Raw genomic sequence first — 18,414 nt, forward strand, 5'->3', positions numbered from 1 at the left:
AATGACAATACGCATATCGTTATCCGCTGTGCCTTTACCTTCAGGGGCCACGCCTGGGGAATGCGGGCGGCCCGCTCCGCTTTTTCTTCGGGTTGCTCCTTAGCGCACGGCCTCAGAAGAAATCCATTCGATGCGCCCGTCCACGATGGCCGCTTGCACCGGGCACGGCCCGTCGGTCTGGCCGCCAGCCCCGTTGCCCTTGCCGCCGGCACCGCAGCGCGCCACCCGTTCGGTTCCCGCTACCGCGGCTTCGTGTGCTTCGGGGGTGGTGAGGGCCTGCGTGATCTTGGCCGGGTCGGTGGAGTCGGCTACCGCAGCGGCCGCCACGAAGCTGAGAACCGCATCGTGGCTGAGGCCGTCCGCGTACTGCCAGCGTGCGCTGAACTCGGTGTCATCTCGCAAGGAGGGAAGTGCGCCGTTGGTGCGCATCACTTCCACGGCCTGAAGGAAACCGCCGGCCGGTAGTCCGCTGGCATCCGGTGAGGTGAGGGATAGTCCGCCCGGGGTGGGGAATCCGTAGCTGTAGATACCGGCAATCGGGGTGTGCGCATCGGTAAGGCCCGTGCTCAGCACGCCATTAAAAGCTTCCGGCCCCACCAAAATCGGGCCATCGTATCGCGCCCCGCGCAAGCCGGTGATCTGCTGGGCGATCGTGGATGCCGGAGCGTCAATAACCACGCAGGGATTGGGCCGCCCCAGGGTTGCTTCAAGCACCTGGGCGCTCACGGTGGCCGGTTCGGCCAGGCCGATGTGGGCATCTACCCCGCGCACTCCCCGCACCCCGTTAGCAAGTTCTCCGCCCACCGAAACCACGGTGGAACACTGGAGGTCACCGAGCTGGTTGGTCAGCCCGGTGATCCAGCCACCCGCGGTGGGAAGCCGATAGTGTGCACCCTCGGGCACGTTGGCGGAGGGCTGAAGTTGGTAGGGGAAGATAATGGGAAGCCCGGCATCGGCAGCCGCGTTCGCGAGCGCCAGGGTGTGGCTACCGGTAGTCAGGGCGATGACCCCAGAAACATCACTATCGGATAATTCGGTGATGGCGGCGCGGGCGCCGTCGTCACTGCCCTGATCGGAAACGGTCACAAGCTCCACTGGGGTGCCGCCCTGCGCGAGGCGCCATTGCGCCACTCGCACGCCTTCACCGCTGAGGTCCCAGCCCGGTCCCTGGGTGAGATCTTCCGTATAGGATACGACGACGCCGAGCTTGAGCCCCTCGGGAGCATTCTCCACGGCGAGCTCCACGGATGCCGGCGGGAATGCCTCGAAATCGGGGTCTTCGGTCGTCCGCGCCTTTTCGGATTGGTACCGGAAGAACCAGACCAGGACCGCGAGAAGGGCGAGCAGCAGAAGAGTCGCGAGAATACCGAATGCGGTACGGCGCCGATCACGAATGGATTCGCTGCCCGCCGGGTAGGCCCCCGGGGATTGCGTATCGGCCTCGGTGTGCTTGGCGGATTCGCTCACTTTTCCTCCTCGGTAGGAATGACGTGGAAGGAGTACATTCCGATTTCCGCGTTACCGGTTGCCGGTAGCGTGGGCAACTGTTCAAGGCGGGCCAGGGAGGCGCGCAGCCGTGCGGCCCCGAAGGCATCCGCCCCGAGTGCCGAACGGTACCCGGATTGAATGGTTGTGGTGGTCGCGGTGGAATCGCTGAGCTTGGCATCGGCAATTCCAAGGTGCCCTTCGGAGGTTTTCATTGCTCCGAGCAGACCGCCCCCACCGGGGGTATTGGTCCCGATATCCGCGAGCACGTTCACGAGGTCCTGCATGATGAGGGCGGAAACGGCATCCGAATTGGTGACGGCGTTGCGGCTGGTTGCGCTCACGGTTGTACTGTTCTCATCCATGAGTTGGCTGGTTTCCGCATCGAGGGTCTTATTAGCATCCGTAATAAGACCGGTGGTGCTCCGCACCGCTCGGGATCCGGTATCGCGCAGGTTCCCGGAGAAGACCGTCAGCTGATTGGATACGCTATCGAAAATTGCGCTGGAGGAACGTTCTGTGCGGTCCCGCGCGGTAGAGACCCCGGTGTAGAGGCGGTCACGATTGGTAGTGCCCGTTTCGTCGGCACGGGTCTTTGATTTTCCAACGAAGCCGTCTAGCTCCGTGGCGAAGGCATCCAATTCTCCCACTACGTCACGGGCCAGCGGGGCCAGATCTGCGTAGATATTAACGGTTGTGGCGATGTTCTTATTGAGTTCATCGACCATCTGGGCGAGTTGTGCGGTGCGGTCCTTGCGCTGATCATCGAGGCGGGCACGTTCGGTATCCAGATCGGTGAGGATCTGCTGGGATTGCGTGAGGCCCTCGCGTAGCTGCGTGAGCCCGGCAATTGCCTCCGGCTGATTCGTTCCGCTCACCGATTGGGTGGCTTCCATAATTGAGGTGATGTGATCGCGGGTTTCCTGCCCGAGGAAACGTACAGATTCGCGATATTTGCCCGCCCGGTTGCCGATCATTCCCGCGGTATGCGGACATTCAGCGCCGGTGAGATCACGAACAACTCCCCGCACGGTCTTCTTATCGAGCTTGGGATTGGCGATAGGATCCTCGGCGCCAACCGCGCGGGTGAGGCCCGCGTCAATACACATGGATTCCGTGATCTCCGTGAGGCGCTTGTCCTGGGCTTGATTGCGTTCAAAAGCCTTTCCGGCTTCCGCATTCACCCGCGCAAATTCCTTATCCAGGGTATCCACGAGCTTGAGGGCAGCATCGAAACGCTTCTTGAGTTCGTCAATATAGGGCGTCATGGGTGCGCTGGAATCCACCGTTTCGGGCGGGATCACTTGGGGCGCAGCCGCGCTGGGTGCCGTGCTGGGTGCCGGCGAACTAGAAGGCGCGGGAGCCGCGCTTGGTTCCGACCCCGCACTCGGTTCCGACCCCGCACTCGGTTCCGACCCCGCACTCGGTTCCGACCCCGCACTCGGTTCCGACCCCGCGCTCGGTTCGGGCGAACCAGAAGGTTCGGTTCCCGGAAGCGCCGGGACGCTGGGGGCAAGCTCCGGCGTGGGTGCCGGCTGCGGCAGGCGGCCCTCATGCTGGTAGATCTGGAGATCTTTCGCGAGGGCATTCACGCTGCGCAGCGCGCCATCCAATTGCTCCACGGTATCCAGGTTTTTGTGCTGGGAGCCGCCCCGCAGCTGCGTCACAAGTTCCTCACCTTCGGCACGCACCTGGTTGCTCAGCTCATTCAGATCGTGGTGGGCGCTGAGAATCGTGCAGGTCAAGGTGGTGGCAACGGCCGGATTTGCGCAGTCTTCCGGGGAGGGATTTTGCGGTCCGAGGATGCTATCCAGATCGGAAAGAATATGTTCTTGGCAGCGGGTGGTGGTGGCGCTCAGTGCTTCCAAACGGGCTGAGAGACCGTTGATAACCCCGTATACCCCACCGGCCGGAATTACTTCTTCCGGGTTGGTGACGGTGGGCAGGTCATCGCCCGCGGCCGGACCACTGGGCTTGGGCGCCGGCGAAAGCGTGGCCATGGGGATGGAGCTTGCGGTTGGCCTGGGGCTGGGATCCCCGTTCGGGAGGGTAGGCCACGGCGAAGGCGCGGCACCCGTACCCGCAGAAGCGGAAGGCGAAGGGACCGGGGATGCCGAAGCGCTCGGCCCCTCCCCCGGGCTGGGAGCCGCCGGGCTCGGCGTAGCCGGCAGATCTTCTTCCAGACCGAAGTTGATTTCGCAGGTATCGGGGTTGATATCGATACGCGGCCGCGGAGCATCCGGGTTACCCAAAAGGGTACGCACGGTGGCGGTTGTTTCCGCCAGCGAGCTAGACATGGTGGAGCCCGTGCTGGCGAAGAGGCTGTTGAGGCGCGATTCCAGGCTCTCCAGCGTGGATGAGACGGATTGCGCCGAATTCTCAATGCGCCCGCGTGACATCTCCAAATCCCGGATAGTGCGCGAACCGATGGAACCACCGGCGTTGGCGAGCATGGCACGCGCATCCTCCAGGGCGGTTCCGGAATCCGCGAGGATATCCGCGGATTCTTGCAGGGTACGGATCGTTTGGGAAACGAGCAGTGTTTCCTCACGTTGCTTGCGCGAATCCGGGTTGATTCCGAAGCCTGGCTGCGTCGCAATATTAATAACGGGCGTGACGAAATCCTGCGCCTCAACAACCAACGTGAAATGCAGCAGAGAGGTGGTGGACCCTACTCCGGTAAGTCCAGCCCACTGCACCGTGGTGGTACCGCGGTCATTAACGGCGACGACGCCGTTGGTTGCTACGCCTTCACCGCCGGCCTGGGGAGTCCGAACGGCTTCGGGGGCGATCCCGGGCAATTCCACACCGGCAGCAACCGACATCGGGGTGGCCACCAGGACCTCGTGACTAACCGCGCGCCCGTCAACATCGGCATTCACCCGCTCCAATTTACCTGTGACATTTTGCACAGTCACATCGATGCGAACCGGGCCGGTAGCGCCTGCAACACTGCTGGCATCCGAGGTGGTGATCCCGTTAAAGGTGTAGGAGGTCACCACCCGGATGGGGAGCTCTCCACCGGCGGCTGCCGGATCAATACGATGGCCATCACCGCCGGCCATCGCCGTGATAGCTCCGTCGCCGCCCACCTGGATCGTAACAACTCCAGGATCGGCCTGAGCCGGGACGGCCACCGCTACCCCGGCCACGGCCAGAGCGGGAACCGCCAAGGCCAGAAGCGCTGGCCGGCATCGCTTCACAAAGTTGCGGACAGGAAACATTGGGCGCCTTTCGTAGTGTGGTGAGCGCATGACGGCCACACCCTATCACCATGCGATGACATATTTCCGCGGCTTAAACCGCGCCAGAAAGCCGTTTCCCGGGAGTTTGATTTTTATTAACCTTGGGGGCACATACTATGCGAATTTACCTTCACCGCGCGGTTCCACCCGGCCGGAAAGGCGCCGTCGTCGTTATATTCCACCGCAGAGCAGTAAAGCCCGCGAGAAGATTAACGCAAGCCCACCACCACCCACGAAAATGTTATCGATTTGTAACATTTCGCGTTACGGAGTATTTACCCAGGGTCAGTAGCGTCAAAAGCGTCGATGGCTAGACATGACAATGTCGCCCTGTCGGCACTGTCAGAACTCTTCTCTACCCAATAAAGGAGACCAATCATGGCTCGTGTTCTTACATCCAGTGAAGCCAAGCAGGCCATTCAGCAGATGCAGTCCATTATTAACGGTGGCCTGACCGATCAGATTTCGCAGCTCGATACCCAGGGTCAGACTCTCTCGGATGCGAATGTGTGGGACGGTCCGCTCGCTCAGCAGTTCCGCGGTGATGTGTGGCCGCAGACCAAGTCGGCTCTGGACAAGGCCAAGCAGGAGCTTGAAGATCTGCGTAACCAGCTCGACCAGATCTCGACCAATATCTTCACCGCCGGCGGCGGCGAGTAAGCACCACACCACCACCCAGTCCGATTTGCGCGCAATCCGGGCGGTTCACCGCATTTGCGTGTCACCACGCGGCGGACCGCCCGGATCGTGCGTTCCCCTTATGTCGTGTTTCTTCCCTATGGCTTCTTTCTCCTCTATGGCTTCTTCATCGCTCGCCCTGTCTCGCCTCGCCACCACAGCACACTGTCCCGTGCCCCGCGAGGTGCTCACACCGAGCGCGCGAAACACAGCTTGCCCAGCCCGGATGTCGATTTACAACGATAGGTAGTTCCCATGCCAAGACCCAACGTATATACCGGTTTCGAAATCGGTCTCGCGAGCAATTTAAAGAGCGCTATCAAGAACGCGATTGAGGCGCTAAACACCGCCCAAGCCACTCTTAACGGCGGTATCGCCTACGCGCAAATTGACTTCGCTGGGCGTTTCGCGGATGTGTACGCGCAGAATATGGATATCCAACGCGCGGATAAAGAGATGCTCGTCGCGTCCTTGACGGCTCTGGAATCGGGCGTTACCGATCTGGAAGAAGCGGCTGAGGCTGAGCAGAAGATGATCGATATCTTCAATGCTTGGGAAGATGACCACAACCGCTGGCTTGCGCGGCGGCCCATTAACCCGGAGCTCATACCGTTGTGGCTGGCTAACGAACCACTCCTCATCCCTCCGAGCGCGCGCTACCCGGGCACCCCGCCCGCACATTCCATCGATCAGCCTGCCTTACCCCAGCACGACACCCCCATGCCAGGCAGCGGCGGGGGCGGCTCAGGCGGGCGTTCTTCCTGCTACCCCGCGAACCTGTACGAATACGTACTAGCCACCCGTTCAGCGCATGACACTCTCGAAAGCCATCCGCGTGCCTTGCAGACTGCCGTCAGCGCCTTTGTGGGCGGTTGGAAGTTTGGGAGTCTTTCTGGTGGTGAGAGTATCGCGTGGGGTATTAACGATTACATTCGTAATAACGATAACGATGCGGACTGGATTGATGTGGTGCGTCAGGCTTTCAAGGAGGCTGGCGAGGGTGGTCCGGTGCTTACGTTGCTGGATTCGCATATTGATGCGGTGCTTGATAATGCTGGTTTGGATGCGGGGCGTAAGGCTATTCAGGTAGCGTGGCCGTGTCTGACTGGTCAGGTTGTTAATTCTGCTTTGGTGTCTGATCCGGTTAATAGTGCGACGGGTAATTTCCTTGAACCGGAGTTGGATATTAGTTTCCCGGAGGGTTGCCAGGTTGGTGGCCTGTCGCGGATGTATAACTCGATCCTGAGTCATATGCAGCATACGGGCGCGCAGGATGCTCCCGCGCGGGGTGTTTTTGGTATCGGGTGGGTGAGCGTGCTTGATCAGTGTCTGGTCGAGCGTGCTGATCACGTGGTGTGGATGCGTGCGGATGGCCAGCATGTGTATTTCCCGGTAGATGCTGAGCGGTTCGAACCAGGTTCGGGTGTGGTGCGTGCTGAGGGAGAAAACTTCTGGCTGCGTGCGGTTGCGGTGCCTGGCGATAGCGAGGGAGTGCCGTGCTGGGAGGTTTCGGATAATACTGGTCAGCGTTGGGTCTTCACCCGTGCTGGCGCGTGGATTGAGGTGTGTGGGCGTGTAGGTTTCGGGGTGCGAGCCGAGCGTGATCGTGATGGCCTGGTCAGTGCACTGGTAACCGAGCGTGGGCGGCGTATCGATATTGAGTATCGGGATGGCCGGGTGGTTGTGGCCCGTGGCTGGGATGGTACCCGTTTCGAATACCACTACGAGGGCGAGCATTTGGTGGGCGCGAGCGGCCCGCATGGTACCCGGCGTTACGAGATTGATGATGCTGGGTTGGTTGCGCGTGTGGTTGCGACAACTGGCGTGGTTGAGTGCGTGAATGTTTACGACGGCGAAGCTCGCGTGGTCAAGCAGACCTCTGAGCATGGTCGGGATACTCATTTTGCTTATCTACCGGGCCGGGTCACGGTGGTCAGTGATGGGGATGGTACTCGTTCGAATACCTGGGTGGCTGATAGTCGGGGGCGTACCATTGCTGCTGAGGATTCTGATGGTAACCGCCAGACCATGTCTTATGACCGGCACGGGAACTTGCTGCGTTCGCGTGATCGAGATAATAAAGTCACTACGCATTTTTATGATGAGCGTGGACACCTGGTTCGCACGGTTTCCCCGGCTGGCGGGGAACTGACTGCCTCCTATGATGAGCAGGACCGCCTGGTTGAGGCGGTAGGGCCTACTGGTTTGGTGGCCCGGTATGAGTATGAGGGTGATAGCCCTAATCCGAGCCGTTTCATTAACGCTGATGGTGCGGTGACCAGCCTGGAGTGGGTAAACGGGCTCCTTGTTAAGGCGACGGATCCAACCGGAGTGTTCCAGACTATTGGCTACAACGATGCCGGTGAGGTTATTTCTTTCGCTGACGCGTTGGGTAATACCTATCGGATGGAGCGTGATAGCGCGGGGCGCGTGGTTGAGATGGTCACGCCGCTCGGTTTCACGACTCGGCTTGTTTATAACGCCGATGGTACGTTAGCGCGCCGTATTGATCCTGATGGGGCTACGACCACGGTTGATTACGATGTTTATGGGCGCCCGGTTGTGGTCACTGATCCTGGCGGGGCGAAACTGACCTTGGTGTATAGCGAGGTTGATGGGCGGGTAGAGAAAATCATTGACCCGCTAGGCCATGCCCTGAGTAACGATGTGGATGACTTGGGTAATCTGCGTTCTATCACTATGCCGGACGGTGATGAGTTCACTTTCGTTTTTGATGCTCTCTCACGCCTGCGCCAGGTTGCTGACCCGGTGGGCCATGCCTGGAAGTTTGAGTATGACGCGGTGGGTGATCTCTCAACGGTGATTGACCCGGCTGGGGTTACTACCCGGACGGTGAGAGACTCTCAGGAACGGACCGCTACCTCGGTTGATAGCCAGGGTAATGGTGCGGTTATGCAGTTCGACCAGTTCGGGCGTCCGGTGGCTAGTTATGACACCGCGACAGACGCGGCCGTGGTTACTTACGATACGAACGGTAATGTCACGGAAATGTTGGATGCCCAGGGCGGGCTAACAACCCTGGATTATGATGCTGCCGGGCGTGTGGTTTCCATGACGAGTCCGGGTGGGAAAGTCACTGACTACACGTATGGGCCTTCCGGGCGTCTGGAAGCTCTCACCACCGCGGAAGGCGTGACAAGCTTCGAATACGATGCTGATAGCCGGGTGGTTGCCACGGTGAATACTGCTGGGGAGCGTTCGACTTTCGAGTATGACTCGTGTGGGAGGTTGTTGCGGGCCCGGGTGGCTGGGCGGGGTACCTCCGAGTTCCGGTATGACTCGTGTGGGAGGGTGACCTACTCGCGGGATATCCTCACCGGTATACGCTATTTCCGTTACGATGCGGCGGGGAATCTAGTCTCGGTGCGTAACGGCCTGGGCGGTATTACGCGTTATGAATACGATGTGCGTAATCGCTTGGTGCGGGTGGTTGACCCGGCTGGCGGGGTGACCAAGCGGGTCTATGACAGTGTGGATAACCTTGTCTCGGTCACTGACCCGCTCGGGCGTACCGTGTCGGTGGCGTATGACGAGCTTGGGAACCCGCTCTCCCGTACGGGTGCTGATGGAACCGTGACGAGTTTCGAGTATAAGGATGGCGCGGTTACCAAGGCTCGTATCGGGGATCAGGAAGTTGCCTGTTCGGACCTTAATTATGATGACCGTACCCTCACCCTCACCGATGCTTCACATAATCGGTATGTGTTCACCTATGACCGCCTGGGGCGTTTGATTTCCCAGAACACTACCGTGGCAGGCCAGGAGCGGTGTTCTACCTGGACGTACGGGAAGGATGGTGAGCGGACCTCCTATACTCCAGCTGGCGGGGCAACTTATCGTTATGGCTATGATGCGGTTGGTAATCTTGCCACGATCACGCATCCGGAGTTGGATACAGTCCGCTTTGGTTACGATCCGATGGGCCGAGTCACCCACATGGTTGCCGGTGAAGATACCCACCAGTGGGCCTATAAGGATGGTTTTGTTTCCCGCCATACTCACACAACAGCCGGTGTGGAGGAAACCACCCGTGTTGAGCATGATTCGTGGGGTCGTGTCACCTCGGTGACTACTGGTAGTGAGAAAGTCACTTATGAGTATGGTGGGGATGGCCAGCTTGTTGCTGCTGTTTCTACTAGCGGGGCTACGAAGGCGTGGGAGTATGACCAGGCTGCTCGTATTATCCGTTTCATCGACGGTGATACGGTCAGCGAGTACACCTATGACAGCGCGAGCCAGCTCGTTGAGCGTCGTCTTACTAGCCCGCAAGGCACGAGCCACACGGTCTTTGCCTATGACGCGGATGGTCATAGGGTCAGTGAGACCGTGGATGGTGAGCTTGCTAGGCGGTTGCGTTGGGACGCGAGTGGGAGCCTGGCGGGTATCACGGAAGTGACCGACGGCCGGGAACACGATTTGGCTATCACGTTGGATGCGTTGGGTAATCCTATCGGTTTCGATGGTAAAGCTGATATTGATTGGGATTATGCCTCTCCTATTCCCACGGTAGGGGCGATGAGTGGTACCTCGTTCATGTCTCTTCCTGGTGGTGTGATGCTCAGCCCTCAGGGTGTTGAGACTCTGGCTGGTTCTAGCTGGAGGGCGGGGCGGGGCACTGACCCGATGTCCCCGTTTGCTAGCCCGGGTGTGGTCTCGGGTTTGTCTGGGTATTTGCCTGAGGGTGTTGACATGCTCGGGACTGGGTCGTTGCGTGTTGGTGGTATGGAGTGGATGGGTGAGCGTTTGTATGACCCGGCTACCCAAGCGTTCTTGTCTCCGGACCCGCTTGCGGCACCGGCCGGGACTTCTTACCAAACTAATCCGTATAACTTCGCTGCGAATAACCCACTCGCGCTCATGGACCCGCTCGGACTCTCCCCCGCAACCGACACCTACTTCGGAAGCATGCTGAAGGGACTGCGTCCCATCATGGATCGCGTTACTCTGCTGCGTCACGCTGGTCGTATGGCTTTCCAGGAGAAAATCCTCAAACCGGTCGGCAACTTCCTTCAGAACGGGTGGAACTGGCTCAAGGGCACGTTCAACGCAACTGTCAATTGGGTTAAGGTGCACTGGGAAGATATCAAGCGCGGAGCACTCATTGTTGGTGGAATCGCGCTCGTTGCAGTCGGTATTTTTGCAGTGCCCGCGCTAGTTGGAACTGGGCTCGCAGCTGCGGTTCTAGCGGGAGCTGCGGTTGCTGGCGGCGCTAATATGACTACTCAAGCGATATTCAAACCAGCTAATCAATTTAGCTTCTCGGAATTCGCCCTTAGTACTGTGGTCGGGGGAGCAACCGGAGGGTTAGGAAAATGGGTCGGAGACCTCGGTATCGTTAAGAACTTCGCCGGGCGTTTTGGCGCAGCCGCTCCAGATAAAATCAATGGCGTGATTTCCGGAATGAACAAACTCGGACAACGTTTCCTTGGTAAAACACCTCTCGCTAAGAACACCATCTCAGAGCTTTCTAAGGGCGGACGAGAGTTTGTTACTAACGTAGCTATAAATGGAATGAAAAGCTTTGCTTCCGATGCCGCAAAAGAGACGACATCATGGGCCATAAACGGAACGTTCGAAAACTTTGTTGAGAACGGACAGTTTAAACCCAATTACGATGTCGGAAAACTTACGGGAAATCTCGTAAAATCGGGGCTCGGGGCCACTGGAAGCGGAATTGCCAAAACCAAGGGTCTGGACAAGATTGGCATTGACAAGCTTCCTCAGAACCCCAAGCTAAAGGATGTCGGCCAACGGGTGCTCAACAGTGGGGGACAATTCGCAGTAGAAATGACCTCGAAGGAGATCAAGAACCTCGGCGGATACGTCCAAGATAGATTCCTGGATGGGGATCCCACCCTCAATAAAAAGGAGTCACACGCCGAGAAACAGATCAAGGCAGTTGGTGACTCATTATCGAAAATTACACAGAAATAAGGTTTTCTGTGTAATCAATCAAATGCCGTCAGGTAAGAAAACGGTGGGTGGGATAACTTTCATGATCCCACCCACCACTGTGCTTTCTCAAACATCAATGTTCTTGAAAGGAACGACTGTGTCAGTTGCATTTGCTCCGTTCGCAGGCTTTGTTACCGGTGCCACACAATCCTCGCTGCAGCGTCGGATCCGGAAAATGAGCGACTATCCGCGGCAAGAGCGAGTTTTCTCGATAGCGAAGCGGACTGTGCCGATCGCCGGCGTTTTCCTCACAATCGGAATCCTCGGTCTTCTCGGTACCTTCATCGCATCATCAGGATCAGACCTGGGTGACTTCATGCCGGAACTCGCGGGATTTTACGTCAGTCTTATTCTAGGTTTGCTCCTTGTATGGGGAGGTCTAGCTCGCCAATACGGCGCCAATCAGACGAGCATGTGGTCCCGTCTGGCCCCGTTTTTCCATCACGACATCCAATACTCTCAGATCACCAATATCACCACTGCTGGCACCGACGGCTGGAAGGTTTATGGGAATGGCACCCATCTCACGCTCTCCAAAGATGTTTTCGATTACACTCTTGCCTACCTACGGATCCTTGAGGAACTCAAGTACCGTCGTTTCACCGCCAACAATGTTGAACCCCACGACCCGCGTTGGCCCGAAGCCGCACAAAACCTACGTTATGAACTAGCCGCGGAAGCTTATCGCAACCACCAGAAGTACTACAACAGCCGCCCGACTGAACTCCAAGCACTGATCGAGCTTGCCGAGGTGCGTTAGGAGCCCGCGGGGTAACGCCCTACCGCTAATGCGTTAAGTTCTTCTAATTCTGCCGGGTGAGAATCATAGTACTTGTGGTGGTTTCGATACGCTTCGGCCGCAAGCGCGTTACGCATTTCCTGCCACGCCTCCGGCCAGCGCGGATCATCCGGCTCAATCTTCCCAACCGTAAAACGCCGGATCCGCATCTCCTCAAGAATCCGCAAATAAGCAAGCGTGTAGTCAAAGCGATTGATACCCAAAACAAGAGGCTTCTTATTGTGCGCAAAGACTCCGAAAGATACCCCCGCGAAGGTCACCCGTGTTATCTCCGAGAAATAAATCTCCCGATAAAAGACCGGCGCAAAACTGGACCACACTTTTTGATCATCTACACCAAAACGCCGCTTGTACCCCATCCACAGAAACCATGAAAAAAGGGCCATCATGCCGGAGCAACAAATAATTCCGAGTGTGGCATCATCAGGACGATTCGCCTCATCAGCGGTTGCTAACGCAATAACAGTTATAGCCATAACAATTAAGCCCGGCCAACCAACAGTAATCCAAATCTTAGCTTGAGAAAACACCCGCGGCTCGCGCGGATATTTACTCATTTTTCGCAAAGCTCGCTGTATCGTGGGCGCCGCAGCACTAAAAGGAAGAAACATAAGACCTCCAAAGAAATAAAAATCAAGAGTGACACCTGCAGATACAGAAAACTCCACTGAGATCAGCTAACGGGAATCACCTCCAGCGAATACTCACCGATTCCCAGCGTACTTGAATACGGAACCAAACTCCGATAGCTCCTTTAAGTGATTCGCAAATTTTTTCTCCCATTCGCTCCGCCCATCATCAGCAAAGTTCTTGCCAACTTCTACGAGAATTCCCACTTCTCTCGGTGCGAGTCTCACGCTCTCCAAAGTTCTTTTCGATTACACCCTCGCCTACTTACGGATCTTTGAAGAGCTGAAGCACCGCAGGTTCACGGTGGGCGACGTCGCCCCGCACGACCCATGCTGGCCCGAAGCCGCATAGGAACTACCGGAAAAAACAAAACGGAAACGTGACGCGGGATATCACAAACTCTCCGAAGGGCACTAAGAGCCCACAGGGTAACGCCCTACCGCTAATGCGTTAAGCTCTTCTAATTCAGCCGGGTGGGAATCATAGTACTCTTGGTGGTTTCGATACGCTTCGGCCGCAAGCCGATTACGCATTTCCTGCCACGCCTCCGGCCAGCGCGGATCATCCGGCTCAATCTTCCCAACCGTAAAACGCCGCACCCGCATCTCCTCCAAAATCCGCAAATAAGCAAGCGTGTAGTCAAAACGATTGATACCCAAAGCAAGAGGCTTCTTATTGTGCGCAAAGATTCCAAAGGATATGCCGACGAAAGTCACGCGTGTTATCTCCGAGAAATAAATCTCCCGATAGAAAACAGCCCCAAACCTCGACCACACTTTTTGATCATCTACGCCGAAACGCCGCCAGAAACCATGCATCAAAAACAAAAGACCCAAAATAATTACTGTCGAAATCAAAACGAGAAACAGGATTTTATCGACGGGATCAGGAACCTCATCAGTAGTCAAAACAATAACCAAGCCCATAAGCGGAGGAAATGTACATATTGCCCCACTCAGAATAAAGAGCTTCGCTTGCGAGAACACCCGCGGCTCGCGCGGATACTTGCTCATTTTCCGCAAACGGCGTTGAATCGAGGGCGCCGCAGCAGTGAATGCGCCAACAGGAAGGGACATCAGAAACCTCCAATGAGATCAGCTAACGGGAATCACCTCCAGCAAATACTCATCGATTCCCAGCGTACTTGAATACGGAACCAAACTCCGATAGCGCCTTGTAAGCAACGGTCGAAAAGTAGCCCAACTTTCTAGTCTCGTCAGTATAACCGTCAGCCGTGCTGCACGGCCATGGACGGAAGAATACCCTATCGCTTACTTACGGATCCTTGAAGAGCTGAAGCACCGCCGTTTCACGGTGGGCGACGTCGCCCCGCACGACCCGCACTGACCCGAAGCCGCACAAAAGCTACGTTACGAACTAGCCGCGGAAACCTACCGCAACCACCGAAGCTACTACGAGAGTAACCCGGAAAAGCTCCAAACACTGATTGCACTCTCCGAAGGGCACTAAGAGCCCACAGAGTAACGCCCTACCGCTAATGCATTAAGTTCTTCTAATTCAGCCGGGTGAGAATCATAGTAGTTTTGGTGGTTCCGATACGCTTCGGCCGCAAGCGCGTTACGCATTTCCTGCCACGCCTCCGGCCAGCGCGGATCATCCGGCTCAATCTTCCCAACCGTAAAACGCCGCACCCGCATCTCCTCAAGAATCCGCAGATAGGCAAGAGTGTAGTCGAAGTGATTAATCCCAATACCAATGGAATTCTTTTTCTTTGCAAAGCGCTTATCTTTTTTATCTGTAAAAAGACTAAACGATATACCGGTATAAATAATTCGAGTTATATCAGTAAAATAGACCTCCCGATAAGGCAATGGCGAGAAGCTGTACCAAGTTTTTTCATTATCCACGCCAAGCCGGCGCTTGTATCCGACCCACAAGAACCAAGAACAGAAAACCATCATAATGGGGCACAAAATAATTCCAATCGTGGCATCATCGGGTCGGCTTGCTTCGTCAGAGAAAACTAAAGCAATGCCGGTAAAAGCAATCGTGAATTCACTTACCCATCCAAATGTGAGAAAAAGCTTTTTGTGTGAAAATACCCGCGGCTCGCGCGGGTATTTACTCATTTTCCGCAAAGCCCGCTGGAACGAGGGTGCGGCAGCTACCAAAGTACTGACAGGAACGGACATAAGGGACCTCCATACTCACGAGCCGCTGCGGCTAGAGTGCTTCACTAGAACGACCAAATGGACGCAGCTGCCAATACCACGCACCATCACCGCTAACGGTACGATGCGAAGCTCATCCTGCGCTACCAATAAACTGCTGGAATGCAAGCAGCCGTTTATCCGACTATGTCACGAGGGGTGGTGTCCATAAAAAATCTGTTGTAGTGGAGCCCCCGGCAGGACTCGAACCTGTGACCTGCTGTTTACAAGACAGCTGCTCTACCAACTGAGCTACGGAGGCAATTCTTGCCCGGCGCACCCGCCAAGCAAGGAACCAGAGTTTATCATGCCAGAATCCCCCCTCTGGAACAAATAGGGATCCCGGGAGCTAAGCGCTAGCGGGGCGGCGCGAAGCGACCGCCCCGCTGCGGCGTCGTCGTACCATCACGGCACGCGGCGCCGGGTAAAGCGCTACTTGAGGGCGTCCAGCGCGGCGGTGAGCTTACCGTCGGTCCAGTCTGCCACCTGTTTGCCGTTGAGAAGCACGGTGGGCGTGCCGGTGAAGCCGTCGGCGCTGAACTGTTGGAGCGACTGCCCCAGCAGCTCGGAGTACATGCCGGGCTTGCCTTCGCCAACGGCCACGTCCGCGATCATCTGCTCGGCTTCGGCATCGGTGAGGCCGGCCTTCTTACCGAGCTCGGCCAGCTGCGCGGTCTGCGGCACCGGCACCTTTTCCTTCGATTCGAAAAGCGGGGCCGTCATCGCGAAAATCTCATTGTGGTAGGCCGCGAAAACATCGGGGCGGTGCTCCGCGACCCACAGGGCCGAAGCGGAGGCAGTATGCGAGAATTCGTACTGGGATTCCACCACGAGCGGGTGGTAGACCAGCGTAATCTCGCCATTCTTCGCGCGCTGGGTGAGCTCCTCCGCATAGGAGGTTTCCAGGCGGTTGCACCACACGCACAGGTAGTCGAAGTAAATATCAACAACCGGCTTACCTTCGTTCACGGTGCCGGCCGCCAGCGAGCTCCCCACGCTCACCCCCACATCCGGGGTGGTGTTCTTGGGCAGTTCCGCGGTGACCTTCGGGGCGGGGCGTTCAGCCAGCGGCGTAGCCGGCGCGCTCGGGTACGCGGCCGCGGAGCTTTCCTGCGTGGCCGGTCCGCCCGCCTCATCCTTCTTATTCGAGAGGATGAACCACACGGCCGCAGCGATAAGCGCCACCACCACAACAGCTGCAACAACCGCGAGCGCGCGATTGCGCCGCGCCCGCTTCTTTTCCTGTTCCTGGAGCCGGGCCGCCGCCGCGCGCGCGGTTTCACGCCGCTGTGCCGCGGAGGTCTGCCGGTTATTCTTCTGAGTCTGTGCCATTCACTTTCCCTCGGTTACGACGACGCGCCTGCGGCCAGCCGGCCACTGCGCCTTTCACCCTGACTTTAACATGTCAATTATCGCCGCTTTCCCTGGGAAAAGTGAGGGCCAGCCGGGTGACATTGCCCGCGCGGGCCAATTAGTTGGCCACGCCGCCCATAATATCCCTGATCATCGCGACGAGCGGTTCGCCGTAATATCCGAAACTGAGCGGGGTATCCGCGGGCACGCCCAGCACCCCGCCAAGGGCCAGCAACGCGATCCCGGCCGCGCCGGCGGCCAGCACCACGGTCCAGAAAACTCGGTAGGAGCGCGTGGGGGCTAGGCGCCCAAAAACAACCGCGCTGCCGCGGCGTGCGGGCCGCCCGCTCGGGCTCAGCCAGGAGATTCCCACCCCCGCGAGCGCCGCCACCGCGCCGGCGCCCGGCCCGGAAAACCCGCCCAGGCGCGCCGCCACGTAGCCGAACGTCACCGCGAGAAGCCCGATCCCGTGCAGCGGAACTACACTGACGACGCTTTCCACAAAGGTGAGCGGGGCGCGCAAAATTTGCCCCAGGTGTTCCCCGCGGAACGGCCCGCCTTCTTCTTCACGACGCCGCAGCAGCCGCGCCGCGTTCCGCTTCGCGAAAACCAAGCCCACTGTGACGAGTGCATATCCCACGTATCCGGCTATCTGCCAGGCAGCAACCAGGGCGCACAGCAGCGCACCCGCCACGAAGGTGAGAATGGGAGTACGGCGCGGCGGGCGGGCCCACAGCGGGAGCGGCGTGGGTTCCGGCGGCGTGGGTTCCTGCGGTGCGAACTGCGAATAGGGTGCGGATTCCGACTGGGATTCGAAAGCTGCGGGGCTGAAGGTAGCTGGCGCGGTGGGACCCGGCGCAGCAGGCCCCGGTACGGCTGCCGGGTAGGGTGCGGTGGCGGACCCGGCGTAAATGGGCTGGGGCCAGGTCTCCGGGAAAGCACTGGGCACGCTATCCGCGGCGTTGTAGCTCGGCCCTGCGGCGGCTCCGGGAGCGGCGGCCGGCGTGACTGGCGCCACCTGGGTGGGCAGCAGGCGGGGGGCGGTAGCGGCGGCGTCGTACTCCCCGCTCTCCCCCGCATCTTCTGAACTTTCCGGGGAGGTGAGCGGCAGTGCCGCCGGCGCACAAAGTGGCGCGGTAGCGGGAAGTGGCGCGGGTGCAGGCCGCTGTGCGGGTGCAGGAGGCGGTGCGCTCACCGGAGGCTCCGCCCACGCGGCCGGATCCGCGAGCGCCGCGACCACCGCGTCAATCCCCCAGCGTTCCTCCACCGGCTCCGCGAGCGCGGCGCGCAAGGCGTGCGCGATGCGCGGGGGCACGCCGGTGACATCCACGTCCCCTTCGAGCACGCGGCGCATAATAACCGCCGGGTTCGCGCCGGGATACGGGTCGTGCCCGGTGGCGGCGAAAGCGATGACCGCGGCGAGGGCCCACAGGTCAGCGGCTTCGTCCGGGGCGTGACCGCGCAGCACCCGCGGATCGAGGTAACCGGGAGTGTGGGTGACCGCGCCGGATACGGTTAGGCGGGCATCGCCACCCGTTTGCGCGATTCCGAAATCGATGAGAACCGGGCCGCCCGCGCCGAGCATGACATTCGAAGGCTTGAGATCACGATGCAGTACCCCGAGGCGATGTACAGACGTGACCGCGGCGTGGAGCTGGCGGGCCAGGGTGACGAGTTCCGCCGGCGGGTAAGGGCCGTCCACGCGCACATCCTCCGCGAGGGTGGGGCCTTCCACCAGCTGAGTGACGATAAAGGCATCCTCGTCATCCGTTTCCGCGTCGAGAACTTCGGCAACGTAGGGCCCGCGCACCCGCTGCAACATCGCAACTTCGCGCCGGAGGCGTTCGCGCCCGGCCACCCCGTCCACGGCCGCCGGGTGGAGAAGTTTCAGGGCAACGCGGGTGCCGGCACCATCCACCGCCTCGTAGACCGTGGACATGCCGCCAAAGCCGATGCGCCGCACCAGCCGATAGCCACCGATTTCCTCCCGCATACCTCAAAAATACCGAAGTGTGCGGGCCGGCGCATTTTTCCCGCGGAGCACGCCCTCGTATTCGAGTTCCTGACGTGGCATAAT

10 protein-coding genes and 1 tRNA gene are annotated in these 18,414 nt (G+C 58.8%); 3 read left to right on the forward strand and 8 right to left on the reverse strand.

Features of this window, described 5'->3' with window-relative positions:
- Window positions 1–99: 99 nt before the first annotated feature.
- The gene (locus tag QP828_RS03535) at window positions 100–1,467 is read right to left on the reverse strand and encodes an ABC transporter substrate-binding protein (RefSeq protein ID WP_279058509.1); all 1,368 of its coding nucleotides are present in this window, start codon (window positions 1,465–1,467) and stop codon (window positions 100–102) included.
- Window positions 1,464–4,658 (reverse strand): hypothetical protein, encoded by a 3,195-nt coding sequence (locus tag QP828_RS03540; RefSeq protein ID WP_274733370.1) that lies wholly within the window; start codon window positions 4,656–4,658, stop codon window positions 1,464–1,466. The genes QP828_RS03535 and QP828_RS03540 overlap by 4 nt, the downstream gene beginning before the upstream one ends.
- A gap of 450 nt (window positions 4,659–5,108) precedes the next feature.
- Here QP828_RS03540 and QP828_RS03545 point away from each other — a divergent pair, with 450 nt between their 5' ends.
- The 3 genes from QP828_RS03545 (at window position 5,109) to QP828_RS03555 (ending at window position 12,144) form a co-directional block, all read left to right on the forward strand.
- Entirely contained in the window at window positions 5,109–5,390 is a 282-nt protein-coding gene (locus tag QP828_RS03545; RefSeq protein WP_087070350.1) for a pyrophosphorylase, read from the forward strand.
- A gap of 273 nt (window positions 5,391–5,663) precedes the next feature.
- Window positions 5,664–11,363, forward strand: a complete 5,700-nt coding sequence (locus tag QP828_RS03550; RefSeq protein ID WP_274733368.1) for a DUF6531 domain-containing protein — start codon at window positions 5,664–5,666, stop codon at window positions 11,361–11,363.
- Between the two features lie 118 nt (window positions 11,364–11,481).
- Entirely contained in the window at window positions 11,482–12,144 is a 663-nt protein-coding gene (locus QP828_RS03555; RefSeq protein ID WP_274733367.1) for a hypothetical protein, read from the forward strand.
- Here the strand turns inward: QP828_RS03555 and QP828_RS03560 are convergent.
- The 6 genes from QP828_RS03560 to QP828_RS03585 form a co-directional block, all read right to left on the reverse strand.
- On the reverse strand, window positions 12,141–12,851 hold the full coding sequence (locus QP828_RS03560) for a hypothetical protein (RefSeq protein ID WP_274733366.1): 711 nt from the start codon (window positions 12,849–12,851) through the stop codon (window positions 12,141–12,143). The genes QP828_RS03555 and QP828_RS03560 overlap by 4 nt on opposite strands.
- A gap of 375 nt (window positions 12,852–13,226) precedes the next feature.
- Entirely contained in the window at window positions 13,227–13,889 is a 663-nt protein-coding gene (locus QP828_RS03565; protein ID WP_274733365.1) for a hypothetical protein, read from the reverse strand.
- Window positions 13,890–14,279: 390 nt separating this feature from the next.
- The gene (locus QP828_RS03570) at window positions 14,280–14,966 is read right to left on the reverse strand and encodes a hypothetical protein (RefSeq protein ID WP_274733364.1); all 687 of its coding nucleotides are present in this window, start codon (window positions 14,964–14,966) and stop codon (window positions 14,280–14,282) included.
- Window positions 14,967–15,170: 204 nt separating this feature from the next.
- A tRNA-Thr gene (locus QP828_RS03575) sits at window positions 15,171–15,246 on the reverse strand.
- 170 nt (window positions 15,247–15,416) lie between these two features.
- A complete protein-coding gene (locus QP828_RS03580; protein ID WP_274733362.1) occupies window positions 15,417–16,316 on the reverse strand; it encodes a DsbA family protein in 900 nt (299 codons plus the stop codon).
- A gap of 139 nt (window positions 16,317–16,455) precedes the next feature.
- Window positions 16,456–18,330 (reverse strand): serine/threonine-protein kinase, encoded by a 1,875-nt coding sequence (locus QP828_RS03585; RefSeq protein ID WP_274733360.1) that lies wholly within the window; start codon window positions 18,328–18,330, stop codon window positions 16,456–16,458.
- Between the last annotated feature and the right edge of the window lie 84 nt (window positions 18,331–18,414).

This window comes from Actinotignum sanguinis (genome assembly GCF_030230305.1).
GTDB classification, from domain to species: Bacteria; Actinomycetota; Actinomycetes; order Actinomycetales; family Actinomycetaceae; genus Actinotignum; species Actinotignum sanguinis.

Coding starts and splice junctions, on each gene's coding strand:
- QP828_RS03545 (WP_087070350.1), top strand. CDS start 5,109: ATGGCTCGTGTTCTTACATCCAGTGAAGCCAAGCAGGCCATTCAGCAG.
- QP828_RS03550 (WP_274733368.1), top strand. CDS start 5,664: ATGCCAAGACCCAACGTATATACCGGTTTCGAAATCGGTCTCGCGAGC.
- QP828_RS03565 (WP_274733365.1), bottom strand. CDS start 13,889: ATGTCCCTTCCTGTTGGCGCATTCACTGCTGCGGCGCCCTCGATTCAA.
- QP828_RS03570 (WP_274733364.1), bottom strand. CDS start 14,966: ATGTCCGTTCCTGTCAGTACTTTGGTAGCTGCCGCACCCTCGTTCCAG.
- QP828_RS03580 (WP_274733362.1), bottom strand. CDS start 16,316: ATGGCACAGACTCAGAAGAATAACCGGCAGACCTCCGCGGCACAGCGG.
- QP828_RS03585 (WP_274733360.1), bottom strand. CDS start 18,330: ATGCGGGAGGAAATCGGTGGCTATCGGCTGGTGCGGCGCATCGGCTTT.